Origin of the sequence: Streptomyces sp. SM10, from assembly GCF_002910915.1 — a bacterium.
Lineage (GTDB): Bacteria > Actinomycetota > Actinomycetes > Streptomycetales > Streptomycetaceae > Streptomyces.
In genome coordinates, this window is the sequence record NZ_NEUF01000177.1 from 107,790 (window position 1) to 129,050 (window position 21,261).

Annotated in this window: 20 protein-coding genes and 2 pseudogenes; 10 read left to right on the forward strand and 12 right to left on the reverse strand. The window is 70.3% G+C overall.

Features of this window, described 5'->3' with window-relative positions; translation table 11 throughout:
• Positions 1-177: 177 nt before the first annotated feature.
• Both B9S57_RS29830 and B9S57_RS29835 read right to left on the reverse strand, forming a co-directional pair.
• The gene (locus B9S57_RS29830) at positions 178-822 is read right to left on the reverse strand and encodes a hypothetical protein (RefSeq protein ID WP_103760288.1); all 645 of its coding nucleotides are present in this window, start codon (positions 820-822) and stop codon (positions 178-180) included.
• A 43-nt stretch (positions 823-865) separates the two neighbouring features.
• On the reverse strand, positions 866-2,176 hold the full coding sequence (locus B9S57_RS29835) for a hypothetical protein (RefSeq protein ID WP_103760289.1): 1,311 nt from the start codon (positions 2,174-2,176) through the stop codon (positions 866-868).
• Between the two features lie 197 nt (positions 2,177-2,373).
• Between B9S57_RS29835 and B9S57_RS36560 the strand changes: the two are divergent.
• From B9S57_RS36560 to B9S57_RS36020, 4 genes and pseudogenes are all read left to right on the forward strand, one after another.
• Positions 2,374-2,430: pseudogene (locus tag B9S57_RS36560) on the forward strand (hypothetical protein); the annotation flags it as partial.
• A 70-nt stretch (positions 2,431-2,500) separates the two neighbouring features.
• Entirely contained in the window at positions 2,501-2,644 is a 144-nt protein-coding gene (locus B9S57_RS34765; RefSeq protein ID WP_181011529.1) for a hypothetical protein, read from the forward strand.
• A gap of 640 nt (positions 2,645-3,284) precedes the next feature.
• The gene (locus B9S57_RS36015; protein ID WP_258036697.1) at positions 3,285-3,431 is read left to right on the forward strand and encodes a hypothetical protein; all 147 of its coding nucleotides are present in this window, start codon (positions 3,285-3,287) and stop codon (positions 3,429-3,431) included.
• A 31-nt stretch (positions 3,432-3,462) separates the two neighbouring features.
• Positions 3,463-3,786 carry a hypothetical protein gene (locus B9S57_RS36020; RefSeq protein ID WP_258036698.1) on the forward strand — a complete coding sequence of 108 codons (324 nt, stop codon included), beginning with the start codon at positions 3,463-3,465 and terminating at the stop codon, positions 3,784-3,786.
• On the opposite strand, the gene B9S57_RS29850 is transcribed toward B9S57_RS36020, so the two are convergent.
• A complete protein-coding gene (locus B9S57_RS29850; protein ID WP_103760290.1) occupies positions 3,735-4,760 on the reverse strand; it encodes an NlpC/P60 family protein in 1,026 nt (341 codons plus the stop codon). The two genes, B9S57_RS36020 and B9S57_RS29850, sit on opposite strands and share 52 nt — an antisense overlap.
• Before the next feature lie 284 nt (positions 4,761-5,044).
• Positions 5,045-5,182: a hypothetical protein gene (locus B9S57_RS34770; protein ID WP_181011530.1), complete on the reverse strand. Its 138-nt coding sequence runs from the start codon at positions 5,180-5,182 to the stop codon at positions 5,045-5,047.
• A gap of 147 nt (positions 5,183-5,329) precedes the next feature.
• On the opposite strand from B9S57_RS34770, the gene B9S57_RS29855 reads away from it, so the two are divergent.
• Genes B9S57_RS29855 through B9S57_RS29865 form a run of 3 tightly spaced genes read left to right on the forward strand, consistent with a single transcriptional unit; the run spans position 5,330 to position 7,690 of the window.
• Positions 5,330-6,274 (forward strand): ABC transporter ATP-binding protein, encoded by a 945-nt coding sequence (locus tag B9S57_RS29855; protein ID WP_103760291.1) that lies wholly within the window; start codon positions 5,330-5,332, stop codon positions 6,272-6,274.
• The gene (locus B9S57_RS29860; RefSeq protein ID WP_103760292.1) at positions 6,271-7,239 is read left to right on the forward strand and encodes an ABC transporter permease; all 969 of its coding nucleotides are present in this window, start codon (positions 6,271-6,273) and stop codon (positions 7,237-7,239) included. The genes B9S57_RS29855 and B9S57_RS29860 overlap by 4 nt, the downstream gene beginning before the upstream one ends.
• Positions 7,240-7,288: 49 nt before the next feature.
• Entirely contained in the window at positions 7,289-7,690 is a 402-nt protein-coding gene (locus tag B9S57_RS29865; protein ID WP_103760293.1) for a GntR family transcriptional regulator, read from the forward strand.
• Positions 7,691-7,778: 88 nt separating this feature from the next.
• Here B9S57_RS29865 and B9S57_RS29870 read toward each other — a convergent pair whose 3' ends face one another.
• The 7 genes from B9S57_RS29870 to B9S57_RS29900 all read right to left on the reverse strand — a co-directional run bounded on the left by B9S57_RS29870 (position 7,779) and on the right by B9S57_RS29900 (position 14,751).
• A complete protein-coding gene (locus B9S57_RS29870; protein WP_103760294.1) occupies positions 7,779-7,994 on the reverse strand; it encodes an EF-hand domain-containing protein in 216 nt (71 codons plus the stop codon).
• 104 nt (positions 7,995-8,098) lie between these two features.
• Positions 8,099-9,268, reverse strand: coding sequence for a YncE family protein (locus B9S57_RS29875; protein ID WP_103760295.1), 1,170 nt, complete (start codon positions 9,266-9,268; stop codon positions 8,099-8,101).
• Positions 9,268-10,077, reverse strand: coding sequence for a polysaccharide deacetylase family protein (locus tag B9S57_RS29880; RefSeq protein WP_103760296.1), 810 nt, complete (start codon positions 10,075-10,077; stop codon positions 9,268-9,270). Before B9S57_RS29880 ends, B9S57_RS29875 begins: the two co-directional genes overlap by 1 nt.
• A 384-nt stretch (positions 10,078-10,461) precedes the next feature.
• Entirely contained in the window at positions 10,462-10,977 is a 516-nt protein-coding gene (locus B9S57_RS29885; protein WP_103760297.1) for an ATP-binding protein, read from the reverse strand.
• Between the two features lie 251 nt (positions 10,978-11,228).
• Positions 11,229-11,996, reverse strand: a complete 768-nt coding sequence (locus tag B9S57_RS29890; protein WP_103760298.1) for an enoyl-CoA hydratase/isomerase family protein — start codon at positions 11,994-11,996, stop codon at positions 11,229-11,231.
• Between the two features lie 80 nt (positions 11,997-12,076).
• The gene (locus tag B9S57_RS29895; protein ID WP_103760299.1) at positions 12,077-13,327 is read right to left on the reverse strand and encodes an Ig-like domain-containing protein; all 1,251 of its coding nucleotides are present in this window, start codon (positions 13,325-13,327) and stop codon (positions 12,077-12,079) included.
• Between the two features lie 203 nt (positions 13,328-13,530).
• Entirely contained in the window at positions 13,531-14,751 is a 1,221-nt protein-coding gene (locus B9S57_RS29900; protein WP_103760300.1) for an Ig-like domain-containing protein, read from the reverse strand.
• Between the two features lie 203 nt (positions 14,752-14,954).
• On the opposite strand from B9S57_RS29900, the gene glgX reads away from it, so the two are divergent.
• Positions 14,955-17,141, forward strand: a complete 2,187-nt coding sequence (gene glgX / locus B9S57_RS29905) for a glycogen debranching protein GlgX (protein WP_374935995.1) — start codon at positions 14,955-14,957, stop codon at positions 17,139-17,141.
• Positions 17,142-17,214: 73 nt separating this feature from the next.
• Here glgX and B9S57_RS29910 read toward each other — a convergent pair.
• Positions 17,215-17,415, reverse strand: a pseudogene (locus B9S57_RS29910) (hypothetical protein); the annotation flags it as partial.
• Positions 17,416-17,569: 154 nt separating this feature from the next.
• Here B9S57_RS29910 and B9S57_RS29915 point away from each other — a divergent pair.
• Positions 17,570-19,378: an ABC transporter ATP-binding protein gene (locus B9S57_RS29915; protein ID WP_103760302.1), complete on the forward strand. Its 1,809-nt coding sequence runs from the start codon at positions 17,570-17,572 to the stop codon at positions 19,376-19,378.
• A complete protein-coding gene (locus tag B9S57_RS29920) occupies positions 19,375-21,246 on the forward strand; it encodes an ABC transporter ATP-binding protein (protein ID WP_103760303.1) in 1,872 nt (623 codons plus the stop codon). The genes B9S57_RS29915 and B9S57_RS29920 overlap by 4 nt, the downstream gene beginning before the upstream one ends.
• Positions 21,247-21,261 lie beyond the last annotated feature (15 nt).

Genomic DNA, 21,261 nt, shown 5'->3' on the forward strand with positions numbered 1-21,261 from the left:
GAGTGGTGGATGCCCGGTCGCTCGTGACGCCAGGGAATGCGGGAACTTCCCATCCGTAGGCCCACGTCACGAACCGGGGCTACGTGGGTTCGGAACAATGTGCCCGGAGCCCGGCGGCCAAGGCAAGGAGGCTGCGGGCGCGAGCAGGAAGCAAGGAGTACCCATTCGGCCAGGCGGTCAGGCCGGCCCGCCCACCCACAACTTGTCAATCAGACGCAGCAGGACATCATATGTCTCTCCACGCCGGTATTTGATCACGGGAGATTCCCTGCCATGCCGGTCCGCCGAGTACGGAGTCAGATAGACGACCCGTTCGGTTGCGATGATCCGGCCGATGTGTGGAACGCCATAACCACGTGCTTCGAGGTGTCCCTCCACCGTGAGCGGAGCAAGGTAGTCGTAGGTCGCCGCGATCTGGCGGCGCAGCAGACCGGCGCCGAAAGCGGAGTCGAAGACCTGGATCTCCTCCTCCCGGTCGGTGATCCAGTCCGGCTCACCTGCGGGAACATCAAGTCTCGGCAGCAGTATGCGGCAGCGGGAGCGGCGAGCCCGACAGCGAAGGAACAGCTCCTCGAACAAGTCGCGCTGTAGTTCAGAACCGCGGCCTGTCAGAACGGACACCTCCCTCGCCCGACCCAGTTCCCGCTTGATGTCGTGTGCCGCATCTCGACTGTTGGCGAAGACCTCTTCCACATCCAGGTGCAGTAGATGGGCAGCAAGGCCACGCATAAGGCGACGGGCAGTCTTCGAGAATGCCCATACCAGCGCCAAGAAGAGAGCGCTGGCAAGCAGTGACGTGCCGATATCGCGTAGAAATTCCATTCCTCATCCCCGTTGCCACCACTCGTTCCACCCGGTCGGCGTTTCAAGCCAACCAGCTCTCGCGCACCGCGAGCAGATCCCTGAGGCGTTCCACAGCTTCCTCATCGGGACGGGCTTGTTCCAGTGCCGCGAGCAGGGCGAGCCGGGCCTCCGGGCCGCCCGCGCCGTAGGCATACCCGGCGATCGCTCGCAGATGATCACGCGCCATGTTGTGGTCCGCGATGGGCAGGAGTCGGTCCGCATTCATGAGCCGCTGCATGTCCCGCACGATCCCCCCACGGAATTCATGGCTGCCCATGTCCTGGAAGGCTTCCAACACGTCGACGAGTCGGGCTTCGACGAGCGTGGACTCAGACGAGGCGGCGACCCCGGCCAGGAGGGCGACGACCTCGTCGAGGTCGACTGGAGTCCACGTCGCCGCAAGGCAGTTGGCCCGTGCCGACACCAGCGCGGCTCGCAGGTTCAAGCGCGCGGGAAACTCGGCCGCCAGCGCCTTCAGCTGGTCGACCGCCTCCGGAGTGCCGCGGCGGCTCAGCGTCCCGGGCAACGCCTCACGCCAGTCCAGCGCCTCCATTTCGGGAGTCACGGTATGTACCCCGAGCGGTCGGCTGTTCCGGTCCTGAGGGAAGACCGTGTTCAGCCACCGATAGAGCGCGCTCAGCCCCTCTTCATCTGCGTGTACCTCGACATGCCCACGCTCGGAGCGCCCTGCGCATTTCAGAGCGAGATCCCGGCTGAAGCGGGCCGATGCGTCAATGAGCTCTCTGAGACCGGTCCACGCCTCGAAGCCGTCGACCTCCACCAGAACGCAGGCGACGAGCACCGGGAGCTCGAGATCCCCGGCTTCGCCGTCCCGCTCCACTGCCATGAGTGCGAACTCGGCGACAGACCGTGCGAGGGTGTTCTCCACGGTAAGAAGGCTGGCGAGGAGTCCGGACCACGTACGAACCAGCGCCGCCCGAGCCTCCTCTCCCTTCTCGAATGCCTCCGCGGCCACCGACCACGCACCCGCCGAGCGGAAGTCGGGCAGGAGGGCAGCGGACAGCGCCGCCAGGAACTCTTCCCATATCTCGGTGACGACCAAGGTCCAGGTCGCCTCGATGCGTTCCAGAACCAATGGTTGTACGCCGTGGGCCAGTTGCGCCCTGGCAGCTGTCCCGATCGCACGAGCAAGGCCCTGGGGGTCATTGACGGCCGCCCTCTGGAGCAGCAGCGCCCATGTCGTGGACGAGAGGACGTACCACGGGTCAGCGATTGCGCCCACCCAGGCACTCCACCGGTCTGGTTCGAGGTCGTCCAGCCGACCCGCGTCGTCGAGCAGCGACAGCGACAGGACGCCGGCCCAGGCGCGCATGTCCCGTTTCTCCAGTCCGAGCCATTCATCGGCGTGGTCGTTCTCGAGCCGCAGGAATTGCAGGGCGCAGCAGGGCAGATCGGCTACTGAACTTGATTGGGTGATGTCGGGTCGTTCGCCTGACGGCGGCTGAGCCGGGTCGGTAGCTGTGTGGTGTGAGATACGCGCAGGGCGGCGGCTTGACCGATGCCAAGAGGGTGGCGAGGGAACGGATCCGGCTGGAGGCGGTCGGCCGTTTCGAGGATGGCAGGAAGAACAGGGAGATCGCGGCCGCGCTGAGGGTGAGCGAGCGGTCGGTGGAGGCAGGAAGGCATCTGGTCTCTCGTGAAACGGACCATCGGCAACCTCGCCGCCGCGAACCTCGACCAGCTCGCCGCCGCCGTGAAGCGCAGTCTCAAGAAGACCCAGTACCGACCGCACCTCATCGACGGCTGCCTCATGGGCACCGGCCTGACCATAGGCAGCTGACCAGGGTCAAGCCGACATCACACATTCAAGTTCAGTAGCGCGGACGGGGCATGTGCTGTGGGCCGAATGCCCGTGAAACATGGTGCATGGGCAATGCCGCCTACAGGGTCTCGCCGATCGGGCAGGAAGGGGCCGACCTGTATACCTACCAGCGCACCACCGTTCGCGTTGGTCCTCGGATCCCGGAATGAGCAGCACATACCCCTATGACCGTTTGGCGCCAGTAGGGGGAGACACACCGGCGCCCTACCAACCCGCTCACGTGCACCTACTCCGGACTTCTGTGGGCAACTGTCGGCATGAAAGTCCCTGAAAAGCCCCTGGCGTGACGCCGGTCGGACCTGCTTACGCCAAACCCGCAGGTCACACCCTTGATCAAAAGCGGCCGACATGAGCGTGAAGTACAAGGAGACCGCGCACGGCGGGCTCGCGGTGAACATCATCGAGTGCTGAGGTGGTGGGCCCTGACCAGCGCGTCTATATCTTTCAGCGCTGTCAGGGCCTTCGGCCGTTCAACGGACGAGGTCACGGTCGAGTACGTACTCGAACGATTCCTCTACCGCCTGGCAGCATCCCCCCTCGGCCGCGAGCACGTCATCCTCAAGGCGGCCTTCTGCTCGCCCAGTTCGGCGCCCGCCGGATGACCCGTGACATCGACATCCTTGGCCGCGCGTTCTCCGGCGACGAAGCCGAGATCATCCGCAGAATCGCCGCGATCGCCACCGCTGAGGTCGACGACGGCGTCCGCATACGACTCCGCCACGCTCAGAACCGTACCCATCCGTGAGGAGGACGAGTATCACGGCGTACGGCTGTCCATGGCCGCATCGATCGCCCGTGAGCGTCTCAAGCTCCAACTGGACATCAGCTTCGGCGCCCCCGTCACTCCCGGGCTCACCACCGCCATCTCGCTCGGCGATCTCAACACCCGAGAGAGGGATGACGCGGACCTCTACGGCCTGCTGACGCTCAACAATCTCAACGGCGAAGAACCGGCCGCAGCACTGACTGCCACCGCCACATACCGTGGCATCGAGCTGAAGCCCCTCAGCGCCGCGATCACCGACCTCGCAGCGCGGGCACCGCCCGGTCAGATGCGTACCGCGGCCTGGAAGCTGCCGATGGTGTTCATCGACTCGTAGCGGACGTGGGCGCCCGGGTACGGCGCGTGCAGCACGGTGTTGTTGCCCGCGTAGAGGCCCACGTGCGAGGTGTTGTTGAAGAAGACCAGGTCACCCGGCTTCAGCTGACCGCGGCCGATGCGGGTGCCCTCGTTGATCTGGGTGTACGTGGTGCGGGTGATGCCGGCACCCGCCTGGGCGTACGCCCACATGGTCAGGCCCGAACAGTCGAAGGAGTCGGGGCCCGTGGCCGTGCGGACGTAGGGCTTGCCCACCCGTGTGTCGGCGGCGGCGAGCGCGGCCGCCCCGAGGGCGGAGGCCGGGACCTCGTTGCCGAGTTCGACCCGGTCTCCCGCGGAACGGCTGGCGCGCTGCTCCTGCTCGGCCATCTTGGCGCGTTCGGCGGCGGTGAGGGTGTTCAGCAGCTTCCGGGCCTCGGCGAGCTTGCCCTGGAACTTCTTCTTGTTCTCGCCAAGCGTCGTGCGGACCTCGGTCAGATCCGCGAGCTTGGCCTGCGCCTCCGTGCGCTGCTGCGCGAGGGTGCGCTGCTTCGCCTGGATCTTCTGCAGCGACTCGGCCTGCTTGGCCGTCAGCTGGTCGAGCGCGGAGGCCTGGTCGAGGAAGCTGTCCGGGTCCGAGGAGAGCAGCAGCTGGACCGACGGGTCGAGACCGCCGGAGCGGTACTGCGCGGTGGCCAGCGAACCCAGCTCGCCACGCAGGGTGTTGAGCTCGTCCTGGCCGCGGGCGACCTTGTCCTGGAGGGCGTCGGCCTGCTTCTTGAGCTCGTCCTGCTGCTCCTTGGCGCCGTTCGCCTTCTCGGTGGCGACCTCGGCCTCGTGGTAGAGCTTGTCGACCTTCGCCTTGACCTCGCTCTTGGTCGGCTTGGGGTCGGCGTGGGCGGCCTGGGAGGTCAGGGCCACGGCCGCGGCGGCGGTCGCGGTGAGCACGGTCACGCGGGTGCGGCTCGGCTGCTTGGGACGACGGTGGGACGCCACGGAGGCGAGCTCCTTCTTCCTAGAGCCGCCTACCGGGCTTCGGAGAGGCCACGGCGCCGCGCACGTCACGGACTCGGCGGTTCCTTCGCCGTCACCCCGAATGGGCGATCAACCGTACGAAGGTTCGAGGGCCGACCTTAGTGACCATCCTGTGACCAGTTCAATGTCTCGGTGAAGATTGTCGACATCCTGGGTAGTTCTTTACTCCCGCCACACGGCGCGTAGCCGCGAACTGACGGACCGTCCTGCGGCAGCGGGGCCGGGACCGCGCCGGCCCGGCGCACCTACCGGCGCAGGGCGACGACGTCGATCTCCACCAGGATGTGCATGAGGTCCGAGCCGACGGTCGGTGCGGCCCTCTGATCGCAGAACAGGCGGGCGGCCAGGGGCTGGACGCCCTGGTGGCGGACGGGTGTGCGCACCTCTCGGGCCGAAGGAAACCGGCGGGAAGCACCTGGACTCCGGGGCTCGCGGCCTTCATGGCGCGGGCCCCGGAGTCCGCGCTTGACAGCCATACCCCCCCAAGACAATGATTCCATTAATTGACTAATGGAATTGAGGCGAGGCGCGTGGCGGAGACGAGCAATCCGGGCGGCGGCCCGGGCGCGTGGGCCCTGGAGGCCCGCGGACTGGGGAAGCGCTACCGACGCGGCTGGGCGCTGCGCGACTGCTCCTTCCGGCTGCCGACCGGACGGATCTGCGGCCTGGTCGGGCCCAACGGAGCGGGGAAGAGCACCCTGCTGGGCCTGGTGTCCCGCCAGGTGGCTTCCAGTCAGGGCGAGTTGCGTGTGTTCGGGGTGCCGGTGGACGACCCCCGGGTGATGCCGAGGTTCGCCTTCCTCGGGCAGGACAAGGCCTTGTTCAAGCGGTTCACGGTCGGTGAGACGCTGCGGATGGGCGCCGAGCTCAACCCCGGCTGGGACGCGGCGGCGGCGGAGCGCATCGTACGCTCGGGCTCGGTGCCGATGAACGCCTCGGTGGGGGCGCTGTCCGGCGGCCAGCGCACCAGGGTCGCCCTCGCGCTGGCCTTCGGCAAGCGGCCGGATCTGCTGCTGCTCGACGAGCCGATGGCGGATCTCGACCCGCTGGCCCGGGACGAGATGGGCGCCCTGCTGATGGCGGAGGCCGTCGAGCGCGGCACCACGGTGGTGATGTCCTCCCACAACCTGGCCGAGCTGGAGGACATGTGCGACTACCTGCTGGTCCTCGCCGACGGCCGGATCCGGATGGCCGGTGACGCCGATGCCCTCGTCCCCGCGCACACCCTGGTGACCGGGGTGACCAGGGACGGGGAGCTGCCCGCCGCTCTGACCGCCCACACGGTCGTCGAGAAGCGCGTGCAGGGACGGCAGTTCCGGGCGATGGTGCGGCCGTCCGGCCCGCTGTCGGGGGACTGGCAGGTGACCGAGCCCAGCCTGGAGGAAGTGCTGCTGGCGCATCTGCGCTCACCGGAAGCGCCCGCGCTGTACACACCCGGCGCGGACATCGAGACCGAAGGGAACCGGACCGCATGAGCACCACCCTGACCGGTACACCGACCGCTCGCACGGCCCGTCCGAGGCTGCTGCGCGGGCTGACCTGGCTGGTCCTGCGCCAGCACCGGGCCACCGTGGGCTGCGTCCTGGCCCTGGTGGTGCTCGGCTCGCTCTGGATCGTCTACCAGCGTGCCCAGCTGAACGACCTGCTGGACGCCGCCGGCTGGCCCGGTGAGTCCGTGCCCCAGCCGGTGGTGGGCGGGCAGTACCGCAACCTCACCTCCCTGCTGGGTCTGCTGCCCGGCATCCTGGCCGTGTTCTTCGGCGCCCCGCTGATCGCCGCCGACCAGGAACAGGGCACCGCACAGCTCGTCACGACCCAGTCCGTGACCCGCCGGCGCTGGCTCGTCGCGAAGCTCGGCTGGTGCCTCCTGGTCACGCTCGTGGCCTGCTCGGCGCTCTCCGCGGTCTTCACCTGGTGGTGGCGGCCCCACCGTTCGGTCCTCCCCGACCTCTGGATGGACGCCTCGGCCTTCGACACCACGGGCCCCGTCCTGCCCGCGCTCGCCCTGTTCCTCACGGCGGCAGGCATCACGATCGGCGTCCTGCTGCGGCGGGTCCTCGCCTCCATGGTCGTCACCTTCTTCTTCTGCGTCGCCGCACAGGCCGCGTGGGGCATGTTCCGGGTCCATCTGGCGACCCCGCGCACGGTCACCTATCCGCTGGACGCCCCCCTGCCCGCCCGCCTCGACGACGCCTACGAGGTGGACCGCTGGGTCGCGAGCGCCGACGGCAGGCTCTTCGGCTGGGGTGCCTGTGCCGAGCAGACCGAGAAGGCCACGAACGCGTGCATCGAGGAGAAGGGCATCGTCGACAACGTCTTCCAGTACCTCGAACACGGCCAGATGGCGGCCATGCAGTGGACCGGCGCCGGCATCCTGCTGGCCGGAGCCGCCGCGCTGACCGCGTTCACCCTGTGGTGGGCCTCCCGGCGTCCCCTGTAGGACAGCCCGCGGCCCCTTACGTAAAGTGTCATCGATCGAGCGGAAGGTGATGTCCGTGGTCGTGTTCCGCATCGACCGGCGCAGCGGCGTGGCGACGTATCTCCAGATCGTCCGGCAGGTCGAACAGGCCCTGCGGATGGGCGCGCTGGAGGAGGGCGACCGGCTGCCCACGGCCGCACAGGTCGCCGCCACCACGAAGGTCAACCCGAACACGACGCTCAAGGCCTACCGGGAGCTGGAGCGCGCGGGGCTGGCGGAGGTGCGCCAGGGGGCGGGGACCTTCATCACCCGCACCCTCGCCGAGCCGGGGCCGGGCCCCGCGTGGCCGCTGCGCACCGCGCTGGACGAATGGCTGCACCAGGCGCGCGACGAGGGCCTCGGCGCGGAGGAGGTCCAGGCCCTGTTCCGGGCCTCCTTCGAGACCGCCTACCCCTGCGGCCCGGAGGGCTGAGCGGCGCCCGTACGGGCGCCTGCGGCCCGAGCCCGCGGCCGTACGGGCAACGGACCCTCACCCCGCGCCGGCCGTGGCCGGGTGCGGGTCAGCCCTTGTTCTGCGAGGCCCAGAACTCGTCGAACGTGAGCTCGCCGTCGCCGTTGGTGTCGTGGGCGTTGATGACGGCCTGCGCCACCGTCTCGGTGACGTAGGGGTCACCGAGCTGCGCCATCGCGCTCTTGTACTCGGCGGCCGTGATGCTGCCGTCGCCGTTCTGGTCGAAGCGCTCGAATGCCTTGCGTGCCGACTCGATGTCCGCCACTGTTCCGCCCCTTCGTTGTGCACTGCTGACGGGGTCAGATTATCGGGCGGCACAGGCCACGGATCCGCCGGGCGGCAGCCGACCTTGCCGCTCCCGGGCTGCGGTCAGCGGAAGACGCCGGTGTGGCCGAGGGAGTAGCGGCCCGGCTGCGGGTAGACGGCCAGACCGTGCGGGCCGCTGCCGACCGGGATCCGGGCGAGCTCCTTGCCGCTCGTGGTGTCGATGGCGTACACCTCGGCGTCGTAGCGCCCGGAGAGCCAGAGCACCTTGCCGTCGGCCGAGACCCCGCCCATGTCGGGACTGCCGCCGCCAGGGAGGTGCCACTTCTTGGTGAGCTTGTCGTGGGCGAAGTCGAAGACCGACACGGAGCCCTCGCCACGGTTGGAGATGTACATCTCCCGGGAGTCCCTGCTGACGTAGAGCCCGTGGGCCCCTTTGCCCGTCGGCAGCAGCTTCGGGGTGGTGAACGCCTTGCCGTCGAGCACCCACACGCCGTGCGCCATCATGTCGGCGATGTAGAAGGTCGTGCCGTCCGGGGAGAGCTTCACGTCCTGCGGCATCGCCCCCTGCATCGGCAGCTTCTGCTGCCCGACGACCTTCATCTTCTCCGTGTCGACCTTGAGCAGGTCACCGGAGAACTCACAGGAGACGATGAAGTACCGCCCGTCCGCCGAGAAGTCCGCGTGGTTGACGCCCGCGCAGTCCACCGGCACGGTCCTGGCGGGCTTCATGGTCCTCGGGTCGCGGAAGACCAGCTCCCGGTCCATGGAGGCCATCACGACGGCGTACCTGCCGTTCGGGGTGAAGTAGAGGTTGTACGGATCGGAGACGTCGACCGTCCTCCCGGTCCTCCCGGTCGCCGGGTCGATCGCGGTGAGGCTGTCCCCGAGGTCGTTGTTGACCCAGAGCGTCTTCAGGTCCCAGGAGGGCACCACGTGCTGGGGCTGGTGGCCGACGGGAACGGTCTCGATGACCTTGTACGTCGCCGGGTCGATCACCGTCACCGTGTTGGAGTTGGTGTTGGGGACGTAGACCCGGGAGGGGAAGTCCTTGACGACCGGGGAGAGCTTCCCCGCGTGGTCCGCCGCGTAGACGTCACGGGCGTCCAGGACGGGAGGCATCCCGGGAAGCCCCGGCGGCGGCGCCGGCCGGTCGGGCCGACCGGCCGCCTCGGTACGGGAGGGCTCGGGCCGGGTGGAGCCGGCGGGGGCGCCGCAGGCGGCGAGCGCGGCGACGAGCAGGGCGGCGGCGAGGGCGCGCGAGGAGGGGGGCATCAGGTCAACAGCTCCGTGGTGGTCACCGCGCGCAGTCGGCGCCGGTCGATCTCGGTGAGGAGGAGGGGCAGTGCGGCGATGGTGTCCCGGTAGCCGAAGTGCAGGCTCACCACGGAGCCGTTGCGGAGCTCTCCGGCGACCTTGCGGGTGACGGCCGCGACCCCGGGGGAGGTGAAGTCGAGGGAGTCCACGTCGTAGGAGAGGACGTGCGGGTATCCGGCCCGGCGTGCGAGGGCCTGGACGAGCGGAGTGGCGTACTGGGCGCGCGAGGGCCGGAACCAGGTCCCGGGCGACCCGGTGAGCCGGCGCAGCCGCCGCGCGCAGGCGGTGATCTCCTCGTACGCCCTGGTCTCGTCCATCGCGTTGATGTCGAGGTGGCTCTGGGTGTGGTTCCCGAGCTCGTGGCCCCCGTCGAGGATCCGCCGGGCCATACCGGGGTGCCGGTCGAGCCAGCTGCCGACGGCCAGGACGGTGAGCCGGGCGCCGGCCCGCTCTGCCTCGGCGAGGACGGCGCCGGCCAGGGCCGGGTCCCCCTGGCCGTGGAAGGTGAGGGCGACCCGGGGACGGCCCCGGGGCCCGTGCGCGATCTGGACCGGCAGGCCGGGGAAGCGGCGCGGGGCGGCGGCCGGCCGGGCGGCTCCGTGGGCCTTCCCGGGTCCCTCGGTGCTTCCGGCGCCCGGGGCCTTCGTGGCCGTCGGTCCGGGGGCTTCGGACGGGGCGCAGGCCACGGCGGACGCGCCTGCCAGGAGGGCGCCCGCGGCCGTGTGCAGGGCGCTGCGGCGGGGCACCGGTGTCCTGCGACCGTTCATGGCCGTCCACCTCGTGGTCGGTCGGGTGCTGATTCCCCGAGACCTGAGACACAGTAGGGCGAAATGGGCGCGATGAGCAGAACATGTGAAGAGATACGCCCGCCAGGCGCTCGATGAATCAACCGGCAAATGCGAGGAATCCACAGAGAATGCCAGGTGCGTGACCCATCGCACCTTCGATCTGGAGAGCAAATAGGGCTTTATGTGCAACACTGCCCGTTTTGCCACTTTGGCTCCGGAGTCGCCCGTCTGCCATAGTCGGGAACACGACCTCCTCCGACCCGAGCCAGGTCCCCCGCGCGGCCGTGGACACACCCCCCATTCCACGGCCCCCTCAGAAGCCCCCGCCACGCCGCACACCGGCCGACCGGGGGCTTCTGCGCGTCAGCGGTCCGTGGTGCGCATCTCGAACCAGGTGGTCTTGCCGCGGGGTAAGAGGTCGACGCCCCACCGGTCGGAGAGCTTGTCGACCAGGAAGAGCCCCCGCCCGCTGACGTCCATCTCGCGGACGGGCATCAGACACGGCAGCCCGCGCGAGGGGTCGCGCACCTCGATGCGGACCCACCCGCGGCGGCGGAGCATCCGCAGACCGAAGACCCGCGCCCCGGTGTGCCGTACCGCGTTGCCCACGAGCTCGGAGACCAGTAGCACTCCGTATTCGGCGGTCTGCGGGGGCAGCTGCCACTGGCGCAGCATCACGCACGAAGTGATGCGCCGGGCGGTGGCCGCGGACTCCGGACGGGAGGGCAGCCGGACTTCGCCCTCCGTCGGATTTCCGAACAACTCCAGCGCCTTGAACGCCCGTTCGTCTTCGACGGCAGTCGTCCAGCGCGCCGCCGTCGCGCCACTGCGCGGTCGCGGCTGTTCCACACCCTCGAGGCCCGCCATGCCCACCATCATGGCCGCACAGAACGCTCTCCGTGACCGTTCCGGCAGAATCACTTTCCCGGAACCAGTCATTCCGCGCCGGTTCTCTGGCATATGCCAGAGGCAGAACAGGAGCATGTGCGGCCACATCCACCTGCGGTGACGGTGACGGGCCGGGTAATTGCACGGGCGGGACGGCCGCCGGGCCTTAAGGCTGCCTTAAGGTCCAGCTAATCCGCCCGCACGGATGAACGCGCGCTCCTCTGTGCGCAACTCACGCTCGGTCAGAGGAACTGGGCCTTGCCCGGGCCCTCCTCCACGAAGCTGCGCATGCCGCGCTCGCGGTCCTCGGTGGCGAACAGGCCCGCGAACCAGTTCCGTTCGATCGTCAGCCCGGTGTCGATGTCCGTCTCCAGCCCCGCGTCCACGGACTCCTTGGCGGCACGCAGCGCGAGTGCCGGCCCCTTGGCCAGCCGGGCGGCCCAGGCGTGCGCCTGCTCGTACACCTCGGCGGCGGGCACCACCCGGTCCACCAGGCCGATCGCCAGCGCCTCCTCGGCCTTGACCTGACGGCCCGTGAAGATCAGGTCCTTGGCCCGGGACGGACCCACCAGGCGCGACAGGCGCTGGGTGCCGCCCGCGCCGGGGATGAGCCCCAGGAGGATCTCCGGCTGTCCGAGCTTCGCGTTGTCCGCGGCGATCCTGAAGTCGGCGCAGAGCGCCAGCTCGCAGCCGCCGCCCAGGGCGTAGCCGGTGACGGCCGCGACCACGGGCTTGGGGATGCGCGCCACCGCGGTGAAGGACTCCTGCAGGGCCCTGGAGCGCACCACCATCGCGGTGTGGTCCATCTCCTGCATCTCCTTGATGTCCGCGCCGGCCGCGAACACCTTCTCGCCGCCGTAGAGGATCACGGCCCGCACGTCGTCGCGCCGGCCGGCCTCCTCGGCCAGCTCGCGCAGCCGGTCCTGGACCGCCACGTCCAGGGCGTTCATGGGCGGACGGTCCAGCCGGATCGTGCCGACGTTGTCGCGTACTTCGAGGGTTACGGTCATGGGAGGCAGGTTAACCGGCGCTAACGCGAAGGGGCCCGGTGCCGTTGGTCACAGCGCCGGGCCCCTCCGTACGGCGGGATCTACTTGATCCACTCCGACCAGTCCATGTTCCAGCCGTTGAGGCCGTTGTCCGGCTGGATCACCTTGTCCTTGGAGTTCTTCACGATGACGACGTCACCGATCAGGGAGTTGTCGAAGAGCCAGGCGGCCGGGGTCTTGCCGTCCCAGGCGCCGCGGACGTCCCGCAGACCGACACAGCCGTGGCTGGTGTTGGTCGTCCCGAAGATGCCCGACCCGCCCCAGTAGTTGCCGTGGATGAAGGTCCCGGACGTCGACAGGCGCATCGCGTGCGGGACGTCCTTGATGTCGTACTCACCGCCGAAGCCGACGGTGTCACCGTTCATCCGGGTCACCCTGAGCTTCTCGCTGATGACCATCTGGCCGTTGTACGTGGTCGTGGCCGGGGCGCCCGCGGAGATCGGGATGTCCTTGATCTGCTTGCCGTCGCGGACGACCTTCATCCGGTGGGAACTCGCGTCGACGGTGGAGACCTGGCTGCGGCCGATGGTGAACGTCACCGACTTGGCCTGCTTGCCGTAGACCCCCGGGCGTCCCTCGACACCGTCGAGGTCGAGGCGCAGGGTCACCTTCGTGCCCGCCGCCCAGTAGTCCTCGGGGCGGAAGTCGAGGCGGTCGTTGCCGAACCAGTGCGGCTCGATCTCCACGGCGGGCTCGGCCGTCACGCTGATCGCCTTCTCGACGGCCGCCGGGTCGGTGATGCCGCGGGTGAAGTGGATCGACACCGGCATGCCCACACCGACGGTGGAGCCGTCCTCGGGGGTGTACTGGCCGATGAAGGTGTTCTGCGGGACCAGCGTGGTGAAGCTGGTGTCCTTCGCCGACTGACGGCCCTTCCCGTCCTTGGCGACCGCGTGCACCGTGTACTTGGTCGCGGCGGCCAGGTGGCGGTCCGGGACCCAGCTCAGGCCGTCAGCGGCTATCTTGCCCCCGACCTCCTTGCCCTTGGGGTCGGCGACCTTCACCGCGCTCAGCCTGCCCTCGGCCGCCGTGACCTTCAGCGCCCCGCTGGTCGCCACGTCGTCGGCGCCGTCCTTGGGCGCGATGGTCACCACCGCCTGCGAGGCGCTGGTGTCCTCGGTCTTCGCGCTCGCCCCCTTGCCGTCCTTCTCCGCGGCGGCTCCGCTGCCCCCGCACGCGGTCACCAGCAGCAGCAGCGCGCCCAGTGCCAGTGCGGAGAGTCCGCGGGCTCCGCGCCCGCGCCGTTCCCCGCCCGCGCCGGCCCATGCCCCCGATATCGGCTGCCCGTTCAATGTGGTCGTCTCCCCTCGCACGGCCTGGCCCCGCCATGGCCCGCACTCCCGCACGCGTACATGCGTGCTCGGCGCAAGATAATCACACCGCGCGCGAGGAGAACTCCCCCGGAATGTCACCGTTCCGTCCCAAGTCGTGACGGCCTGCCGCCCGATGGTCCCGGAGGCGGCACCTCCGGGACCTTCGCACGTGGGACCGGGGGTCAGCGCAGGGCCGAACCCGCCTTCCACTGCGGCCACCCGAGGTTCCAGCCGCCGAGGCCGTTGTCCGGGGCGACGGTGGTGTCGGTGGAGTTGACCACCTCGACGACGTCACCCACGAGCGTCCGCTCGAAGAACCATCCGGCCGGTGTGTCCGAGCTGCCTCCCTTCACGTCGCGGAGGCCGATGCAGCCGTGGCTGGTGTTCTCGGAGCCGAAGATGTCCGGGGACTCCCAGTAGTTGCCGTGCAGGAAGGTGCCGGACTTCGTGAGCCGGATGGCGTGCGGGACGTCCTTGATGTCGTACTCCCCGCCGAAGCCGACGGTGCTACCGTCCATGCGCGTCACGTCGTGCAGCTCGGAGACCACCATCTTCCCGTTGTACGTGGTCGTCTTCTCGGCGCCCGCGGTGATCGGCACGCTGCTGACGACCTCGCCGTCCCGGCGCACCTCCATGGTGTGCGCCCCGGCGTCCACCACGGACGTCTGGGAGCGTCCCACCCGGAAGGTCACCTTCTTCTGCTGACTGCCGTAGACCCCCGGCGCGCCCTCCACGTCCCGCAGGCCCACGTCGACGGTCACCTCGGTGCCCGGCTCCCAGTAGCGGGCGGGGCGGAAGTCGAGACGGTTCCTGCCGAACCAGTGGCCGACCACCTCGACCTCGGGCACCGTGGTGATCCTGATGGCCTTCTCCACCTCCGCCCTGCGGGTGACCGGCCGGTTGAAGTCGAAGGAGACGATCATGCCGGTTCCCACGGTGGACCGGTTCTCCGGCTTGAAGTAGCCGATGAAGCGGTCCTCGGGGACGAGCGTGGTGAACGTGGTGCTGCGGGCCGAGCGGCGGCCGTCGCCGTCGACGGCGACGGCCTCCACGCTGTACTTGCCGGCAAGCCCGAGCCGGTACCCCTCGTCCCGGGGCTTCCACGACCGGCCGTCCCCCGCGACCCGGCCCGGCACCTCCCGGTGCTCCGCGTCCTCCATCCGTGTCACTCTCACCCGTTCGAGCCGTCCGTCGGGGACGGTCACCTCGAGCGGGCTGTCCGCGCCGACGTTCACCGCACCGTCCTTGGGGGCGATCCGGATGGTGTCCCCGGGCGAACGGTCGTCCCCGAAGATCGACGTCGCCCCGGTGCAGCCGGTCAGTACGGCCAGCACGGTCAGCAGTCCTGCGCATGTCAGCACCGAGGCCGTACGGGCCCGTGCTCTCTTCGCTACGTGGTTCACGCTCCCCCAACGACACCGCCGCTCCGGGGAAACGTGAGTGCGGGCCCCCCGGTGGGCAGAACAAGGGGGAGGACACCGCCAGGAAGGCCGCGGCCGGGACGCCGCGTACTCCTCCCTACGGGTGGCCGCTCCTACGAGCCGCAGGAGGCTGAGAGGTGTCGAGCACAGCCGAGCAGGAGGAAACGCCGCGTACGACGGGGCGGATGGTGGCGACCGGGCCGGTCCTCAGGAGCGATCCGGACAGACCACCCGTATGGCCGGGTGCCCCGATGCCGTTGGGGGCACGCTACCGCGTCGGACCGGACGGTGTGGCCGGCACCAACTTCGCCCTCTGGGCGGGCGGGGCGGAGGCCGTCGAGCTCTGCCTCTTCGACGAGCTCGGCGCCGAGACCCGGCTGCCGCTCACCGAGCTGACCCATGAGATCTGGCACGGCTTCGTCCCCGGCGTACCTCCGGGACAGCGCTACGGCTACCGGGTGCACGGCCGCTGGGACCCCTGGACCGGCGCCCGCTGGAACGCGGCGAAGCTCCTCCTCGATCCGTACGCCCGTGCGGTGGACGGCTCGTTCACCCTGCCGCCCGAGGTGTACGGCCATGTCAGGGACTGGCCCGAGCAGCACGTCGCCGACACCGTCCGCGACGACCGGGACTCGGCGCCGTACGTCCCCAAGGCCGTCGTCGTGCACGACGACGACGACTGGGCGGAGGACCGCAGGCCCAAGACACCGTGGGCGGACTCGGTCATCTACGAACTCCACGTGCGCGGTTTCACCAAGCTCCACCCGGACATCCCTCCCGAGCTGCGCGGCACCTACGCCGGACTGGCCCACCCCGCCGCCATCGGCCATCTGCGCCGCCTCGGCGTGACGGCCGTCGAGCTGCTCCCGGTGCACCAGTTCGCGCACGAGGACCATCTGCTGCGGCGCGGTCTGCACAACTACTGGGGCTACAACTCCATCGGCTACTTCGCCCCCCACGCCGGCTACGCGGCGAACGGCACGGCGGGGGCGCAGGTCGGCGAGTTCAAGCAGATGGTGCGCGCCCTGCACGAGGCCGGGATCGAGGTGATCCTCGACGTGGTCTACAACCACACGGCGGAGGCCGGGGAACTCGGCCCGATGCTGTCCCTGCGCGGCATCGACAACCGCGGCTACTACCGCCTCCAGCAGGACCCCCGCCGCTACGCGGACTACACCGGCTGCGGGAACACCCTGCACGTGGTGCAGCCGCAGGTCCTGAGGCTGATCACGGACTCGCTGCGCTACTGGGTGACGGAGATGGGGGTCGACGGCTTCCGCTTCGACCTGGCGGCGGCGCTCGCCCGCTCGATGCACGACGTCGACATGCTCTCCCCCTTCCTCGCGGTGATCGCCCAGGACCCCGTCCTGCGCCGGGTGAAGCTGATCGCCGAGCCGTGGGACGTCGGCAACGGCGGATACCAGGTGGGGGCGTTCCCGCCGCTGTGGACCGAGTGGAACGACCGCTACCGCGACGCCGTGCGCGACTTCTGGCGCGGCGCGCTCCCGGACGTACGCGACATCGGCTACCGGCTGACAGGGTCGAGCGACCTGTACGCGTGGGGCGGCAGACGCCCCTACGCCTCGGTCAACTTCGTCACCGCGCACGACGGGTTCACCCTGCGCGACCTGGTCAGCTACGAGCACAAGCACAACGAGGCCAACGGCGAGGGCAACCGCGACGGCACGGGCGACAACCGCTCGTGGAACGGCGGCGCGGAGGGCGAGACCGACGACGCGGACATCAACGCGCTCCGGCGCAGGCAGCTGCGCAACCTCCTGACCACGCTGCTCCTGTCGACCGGGGTGCCGATGCTGGTGGCGGGCGACGAGATGGGCCGCACGCAGGGCGGCAACAACAACGCCTACTGCCAGGACAACGAGGTCAGCTGGCTGGACTGGTCGCTCCTGGAGGATCCCCGGTGGCGGGAGCTGACCGAGCTGACCGCCCGGGTGCTCGCCCTGCGCCACCGCCACCCCGTGCTGCGCCGGCGGGCCTTCTTCGCCGGGACCCCGCAGGCCCCGGACGGTCTGCGGGACCTGGCGTGGTTCACGGCGCGGGGCGAGGAGATGACGGAGGGCGACTGGTACGCCCCGGCGGCGACGCTCGGTCTCTACCTCTCCGGGCGCGACATCCCGGGGCGGGACGCACGGGGCGGGCAGATCACCGACGACAGCTTCCTCACCGTCCTGCACGCGGACCACCGCCCCTGCGCCTTCCGGCTGCCGGGCCCGCCCTGGGCTCAGTCCTACGAACTGGTGCTGGACACCTCGCGCGAGGACCAGTCGGCCGCCCCCGGCACGCCCCGTCCGGGTGGCACGGAACTCACCGTGGAGGGCCGGTCGCTGTTGCTGCTGCGGGTCGTGGAGTGAGGTGCGGGGTCAGCCGAGGATGCCGCGCTCGTAGCCGACGGCCACGGCCGCCGCGGTCCTTCGCGCCCAGCTTGTACGTGGTGAGGCCGAGCACCCTGGACCGGGCGCCGAGCCGGGTCGGTTCCGTGATCGCGGCGACGCCGCCGCCCGGCATCCGCAGGGCCGTCAGGACGACGTCGGGGTCCAGCCGGACCGTGAGCTCCACGGCGGCCACCCCGTCCGCGGGGCGACCGCCGTAGGCCTTGTGGACCCCGTTCACCTCGATGATGGGCATGCCCGTAAGGATCCCGGCGGACGGGGCGGCACCGGTGTCCGCCGTCGGGCTCGGCCCGGCATCAGCCGATGGGTTGACCGGGTGCTCCGACCAGCGGCGCGTGACCGGAAAACCACGTGAGCGATGTCAGTGGTGAACCATAGGCTCGGTCCTGATGCCCGGAAAACCTGCAGAGCCCACGGAACGGTCCGCCGTGCGCTCACTCCTGCGCCTGTGGCCCTATGTCAGACCGGTGCGAGCGCGCTGGATCGGTGCTGCCCTCGTGGCGGTACTCGCGTCCTGTCTCGCCCTGGTGATCCCGCTGGTCCTGAAGTGGATGGTGGACGGTCCCGTCGCGGACCGTGATCCGGGCGGAGTGTGGCTGGGGGCGCTCTGGCTGTTCCTCCTGGGGATCGCGGAGGCGGGCCTCTTCGGGCTGCGGCGGTGGCTGGTGGCCCGGCCGCTGGCGGGGGTCGAGGCGTCGATGCGCGCCGATCTCTACCGCCATCTGCAGCGGCTGCCGGTGGCCTTCCACGACCGCTGGCCCTCGGGCCAGCTGCTGTCGCGCGGAACCACGGACCTGATGCTGATGCGGATGTTCCTGGCCTTCCCCCTGACGTTCCTCCTGGTCAACGGGACGACGATCCTGGTCGGTTTCATCATCCTGTTCGCCCAGGAGTGGTCGCTGGGACTGGTGCTCCTGGCGCCCGCCGTTCCCCTGATGGTCCTGTGCTCACTGTTCGAGACGAAGTACGCGCTGGTGGCGCGCAGGGCCCAGGACCAGGTGGGCGATCTGACGACGGTCGTCGAGGAGAGCGTGCTGGGCATCCGCATCGTCAAGGGGTTCGGCCGCAACCGCAGCCAGGCGCTGGCCTTCCGTGCGCTGGCCCGGCGGCTGCGCACCACGGAGCTGGGCAAGGCCCGTCTGCTGGCGGGGATCTGGGCGCTCGTCACCGCCATCCCCGAACTGGCGATCGGTGCCGCGCTGGTCCTCGGCACGATCGAGGTCGCGGACGGCGGTCTGTCGGCGGGGACGCTCGTGGCGTTCCTCTCGACGGCCCTGGCGCTGCGCTGGCCGGTCGACTCGATCGGCTTCCTGCTCGCGATGAGCCAGGAGTCGGCGACCGCCGCCGACCGCTTCTTCGAGGTCATGGACGTCGCGGAGGAGCCGGAACCGGAGGGCCCCGGCCCCGGACCGGGGGACGCGGGCGCGGGAGCGGGCATCGTCTTCGACGGGGTGGAGTTCCGCTATCCCGACGCCGATCCCGGGGCACCGCCCGTCCTGGCCCGGATCGATCTGCGGATCCGCCCGGGCGAGACGATGGCCCTGGTGGGGGCCACGGGCTCCGGCAAGACGACGCTGACGGCGCTCGTCCCGCGGCTGCACGAGGTCACCGGCGGCCGGATCCTGCTGGACGGCGAGGACATCGCCGCCATGGAGCGGTCCCGGCTGCGGGAGCTGGTGTCGGTCGCCTTCGAGGAGCCGACCCTCTTCTCCGCGTCCGTCGGGGAGAACGTGCTCATGGGCGCGGAGGGCGCGAGCGGACCTGAGCTGGACCGGGCGCTGTCGGTCGCCCAGGCGGACTTCGTCCACGCGCTTCCCCAGGGTGTCGACACCCAGGTCGGCGAGCAGGGCCTGAGCCTCTCCGGAGGCCAGCGGCAGCGCCTCGCCCTGGCCCGCGCCGTCGTCGGCGCGCCACGCTTCCTGGTCCTCGACGACCCGCTCTCCGCACTGGACGTGCATACGGAGACGCTGGTGGAGGCGGCCCTGCGGCGGGTGCTGGAGGAGACCACGGCCGTGGTCGTCGCCCACCGGCCGTCCACGGTGATGCTGGCCGACCGGGTGGCCCTGCTCTCCGAGGGCCGGATCAGCGCCGTGGGGACCCATCAGGAACTCCTGCGCACCAACGCCGAGTACGCCTGGCTGATGTCCGGTGCCGAGGGCGCCGGCGTTCTCGTCCCCGAGGAGGGCAGCACCCGATGACCAGTACGACTGCCGACGGACCCGCCCTCGCCGGTGAGGAGCTGCCGGGGAAGGAGGAGGGCCGGGAGCGGCCCGACGGGGACCCGTTCGACGCCGATGCCCTGCCCGCGTCTCCCGGTGCGACCCGCGCCCTGCTCGCCTCCCTGCTCGCACCGATGCGGGCCAGGGTGGTGGTGGCCTCGCTGCTGCTCCTCGTCCAGCAGGCCGCCGTGCAGGCGGGACCCCTGCTGGTGGCGTACGCCATCGACAGCGGCGTGCCCGCCTTCCGGGACCACGACTACGGCCCGCTGGCCGCCGTCGGCATCGGGTACGCGGTGTGTGCGGTCGGTGCGGGACTGCTCCAGTACGCCTTCATCCGGGCGGCCGCGCGGATCAACCAGGACGTGCTGCTGGACCTGCGGGGGCGGATCTTCCGTCACGCGCAGACGCTGAGCGTGGACTTCCACGAGCGCTACACCTCGGGCCGGCTGATCTCCCGCTCGACGACGGACGTGGAGTCCCTGCGCGAGCTGCTGAGCGAGGGGCTGCAGGAACTCGTCGGGGTGATCCTGTCGTTCGTGTCGATCTCCCTGATGCTGCTCTGGCTCGACCTCGGCATCGGCGCCATCGCGGTGGCCTCCTTCGCCCCGCTGTACCTGCTGGTGCGCGGCTACCGCAGACGGGCCGTCGCGGCCTACTCGGCACGGTCCTCGGCGATGGCCGAGGTGATCGTGAAGTTCGCCGAGACCATGAACGGCATCCGTCCCGTGCAGGCCTTCCGCAGGGAGCCGGCCAACGACAAGGACTTCGCGGTGTTCAACCGCCGCCACGAGCGGAGGAACGGCGACGCCCTCCTGGAGATGGCCCGCTACGTCGTCAGCTCCCGGCTCGTCGCCAACACGGCGGTCGCCGCGATGGTGCTCTGGGGCGCCTCCCGGGTGGCGTCGGGCACGCTGGCGCTCGGCGTGCTGGCCGCGGCGGTGCTCTATCTGCGACGGCTGTACGACCCGATCGACCGGCTGGCGATGTTCCTCAACTCCTACCAGTCGGCGGCCGCTTCGCTGGAGAAGATCGCGGGCCTGCTGGCGCAGACACCCGCCGTGCCCGAGCCCGCCGCGCCGAAGGCGCTTCCGGTCCTGACCGGTGAGCATCCGGGCCGCGAGGTCACCTTCGAGGGGGTGGGGTTCGCCTACCGCACGGGGGGTGAGGTCCTGCCCCGCTTCACCCTGACGATCCCGGCGGGCCGGACCGTGGCCGTGGTCGGCTCGACGGGTGCGGGCAAGTCGACGCTGGCGAAGCTGCTGGCACGCTTCTACGACCCCACGCAGGGCCGGGTCCTGCTGGACGGCACCGATCTGCGCGACCTGGCGACGACCGAGCTGCGGCGGGGCGTGGTGATGGTGACCCAGGAGGCGTTCCTGTTCTCCGGGACGATCGCCGAGAACATCGCGATCGGGCGACCGGAGGCGACGCCGGAGGAGATCGAGCACGCGGCCAAGGCCATCGGGGCGCACGACTTCATCAGTTCCCTGCCCGACGGCTACGCCACCGACGTACGCAAGCGGGGCGGCCGCATCTCCGCCGGTCAGCGTCAACTGGTGGCGTTCGCACGCGCGTTGCTCGCGGACCCGGCGGTCCTGATCCTCGACGAGGCGACCAGCTCGCTCGACGTCCCCGGGGAACGGGCGGTGCAGCGGGCGATGGACACCGTGCTGCACGGGCGCACCGCGGTGGTGATCGCGCACCGTCTGTCGACGGTGGAGATCGCGGACCGGGTGCTGGTGATGGAGCACGGCCGGATCGTCGAGGACGGCTCCCCGGCCGAACTCATCGGCGGGACGGGCCGGTTCGCCGGACTGCACAAGGCGTGGCGGGAGAGCCTGGCCTGACGGGTGCGGGGCCGG